The sequence below is a fragment of the Paenibacillus sp. Pae15 genome, from assembly GCF_024519685.1.
In the GTDB taxonomy this organism is placed as follows: Bacteria; Bacillota; Bacilli; order Paenibacillales; family NBRC-103111; genus Paenibacillus_G; species Paenibacillus_G naphthalenovorans.
On the sequence record NZ_JALJRM010000064.1, the window covers coordinates 1 to 2,335 of the forward strand.

Below are 2,335 nucleotides of genomic sequence, written 5' to 3' on the forward strand. Positions count from 1 at the left end.
AAGTGCCTCTAAACCCTTGTGACATAAGGATTTTTTGATTATTCAGCAAGCCCTAAGTTAAACCGGTCATATCCAGTTATGTATTCCATCGTATTTTTAAAAGGGATGATATTCGAATTAAACTTTAAAGCTTCCAAATCAAAATATCCTTCTGAATTCGGTGGAATAAAAACATAATAGGGGTTCGCAAAACCGTTTGCATAATCTGTAATACGTATAATCATTCTCTGAAATAGCAGCTTAAACAGAATGATCAAGGAGTACAGACCAAATAAAATCCATGTTCCCATCTTGAATACCTTATAAAAGGGAAATAACGACTCTTGTAAACCATTTATCAATTGTTTTTGTTCCCCGAAATTTTCCAGTGCTTTTTGCGTCGCTTCTTCATTTGTAAAACCTTGTTCTATATATTCATTTTTCAATAAGTATAGATGATCCCTCATTTCATCAATGATTTCCCTTTTTTGTTCCTCGCCGCAATTTAATTCGCTTACAATTTTATCAATATAGGTTTCGATTTTTTTATCCACGCGATTCCCTCCGAACATACTTTTATTAAATGATTGATTTGATTCCATTCTTTTAATTTCTTTTCCAATTCTTTCTTTCCATCTTGTGTAATTCTGTAATATTTTCTTCTCCCGCCGCTCTCGGAATTTCCCCAATACGATTGCAGCCATTCTTTATTCTCTAATCTTTTTAAGGCGGGATACAGCGTTCCCTCACTCATGTTGTACAGTTCATTACTATTTTCCTTCAATATCTTTACGATTTCATAACCGTACATGTCCCGTTTATCTAGGAGTGACAAAAGCAAAATATCAATACTGCCTTTCATGATCTCTTTGTCCATACCTGCACCTCACCTTCAAAATCAACCGATTACATCGTATCACAATAATACATCGCATTACAAGGTTGAGTAAAGAAATTCGATCTAAGCACCCGAATGAACTGAATCCGTTTGATCGTCTTTTTGGATGGTTTGCAATTTGCGGAACCGGTATCCCTCGCGGCCGTGCTCGTGAAGCCCGTCCTCCTGACTTACCAATTATAAGGGAATTTTTATAAAATGACTGAGCGTTGCCCTGCAGGACATGCACGCTTCAGTAGCCAGTCCGATTTCTTAATTGATCGCCGTTGTGGTCTTTCCCACTCCACCTTTCTGGTTGGCCAGAGCAATCACCTTCGGCACTTGACTTTCCTACCTTCATGCAAAAAGCCGGTTACCTTTATATTTGAGGCAACCGGCTCTTTGAAAAATATGCTCTTTGTATTCAAATCCATGTTTTATGTAGGGCTTGTTCCAATTAACAAACCAAGCGTCTGACACGAAATCATTCCAGTAAAGGACAAATCCTTTTGCTTTTACTTTCCACTCACAGAACCCATTATCGGAACCAAATATTTCATACATTTGATATTCGCAGTGCTTTTTTCGGTCAAATTTCAGAATTTCTAACTCCTTGAAATTAGTACATTCAATTTGTTGTTAAATGTTGTCGTCCAAGAATTTAGTTGCTCTACTTGATATTGGTTATGTGAAAACCAATCGACACTTATCAGTGTTCTTAGCAACATTAAAAGGGTTAAGCGGATGCTCCAAAAGAATGTTGATTGATTCAATATCAACTATTATTTGAATAAATCTCCCATCAGATTGGAAACTGCTTGATCGCTGTACATGCCGCCAGGCGTCCTTTGCTTGAACGGAAAATAAGTCGATTGCAGCGCCGTCGCGAGGTGCGTGCTATCTGCGTTCACCGTTATTTCAAACGAAATTTGTTCATGAATGTCCGAACCACGAAAGCTGCGCGATCCGCTTCCGCATTCGTCGGAACCGTACACCAGAAGAAAACGAACTTATAGAGCTTGAAACCCGTGCAAAAAAGTTAGACCCTTATGAGCAGCAAATCTTGCAGTGGCTGCGGGAATACCCGGATCTGTCCGCAACACAAATCCTGGCTGGCTGAAAGAGCGCCATGCCGATTTTAAAAATCGGAGCGAGCACCGTCAGAAGTTACGTCCACCAATGGGCGAGCAAATGCAAGTGGATTTCGGAGAAGTGAAAATAAAAAATTTGCAAGGCATCCCGGTGAAGTTATGGTTCATCACGTTCGTTCTCTCCCACTCCAGGTATAAATTCATCCATTGGCAAGACCGTCCCTTTGTCACCAAGGACGTGATCGACGCGCACGAACTTGCCTTTGTCTATTATGGCGGAATGACTCGGAAGATTGTGTACGACCAAGTCATTTGCTGCTTGCGAGTAAAAACTACGGCGACTTGATCCTGACCCATGAATTTGCATCCTATGTACGCCAGCGCGGCT

The 2,335-nt window shown here is 40.3% G+C and carries 4 protein-coding genes; 1 reads left to right on the plus strand and 3 read right to left on the minus strand.

Translation table 11 applies throughout. From position 1 onward, the window contains the following. Nucleotides 1–38 precede the first annotated feature (38 nt). The 3 genes from NR121_RS24815 to NR121_RS24825 form a co-directional block, all read right to left on the minus strand. The gene (locus tag NR121_RS24815; RefSeq protein ID WP_256832133.1) at nucleotides 39–533 is read right to left on the minus strand and encodes a permease prefix domain 1-containing protein; all 495 of its coding nucleotides are present in this window, start codon (nucleotides 531–533) and stop codon (nucleotides 39–41) included. Continuing rightward, the gene (locus NR121_RS24820) at nucleotides 494–856 is read right to left on the minus strand and encodes a PadR family transcriptional regulator (RefSeq protein ID WP_054820355.1); all 363 of its coding nucleotides are present in this window, start codon (nucleotides 854–856) and stop codon (nucleotides 494–496) included. The genes NR121_RS24815 and NR121_RS24820 overlap by 40 nt, the downstream gene beginning before the upstream one ends. Before the next feature lie 273 nt (nucleotides 857–1,129). Then, nucleotides 1,130–1,198: a ParA family protein gene (locus tag NR121_RS24825; protein WP_074727469.1), complete on the minus strand. Its 69-nt coding sequence runs from the start codon at nucleotides 1,196–1,198 to the stop codon at nucleotides 1,130–1,132. 837 nt (nucleotides 1,199–2,035) lie between these two features. Here NR121_RS24825 and NR121_RS24830 point away from each other — a divergent pair. Continuing rightward, nucleotides 2,036–2,293 carry an IS21 family transposase gene (locus NR121_RS24830; protein ID WP_074727451.1) on the plus strand — a complete coding sequence of 86 codons (258 nt, stop codon included), beginning with the start codon at nucleotides 2,036–2,038 and terminating at the stop codon, nucleotides 2,291–2,293. Nucleotides 2,294–2,335: the final 42 nt, after the last annotated feature.

What these genes read in the sequence shown, in the direction of transcription:
- NR121_RS24820 (WP_054820355.1), bottom strand. Translation starts at nt 856, where the DNA reads ATGGACAAAGAGATCATGAAAGGCAGTATTGATATTTTGCTTTTGTCA.
- NR121_RS24830 (WP_074727451.1), top strand. Translation starts at nt 2,036, where the DNA reads ATGGGCGAGCAAATGCAAGTGGATTTCGGAGAAGTGAAAATAAAAAAT.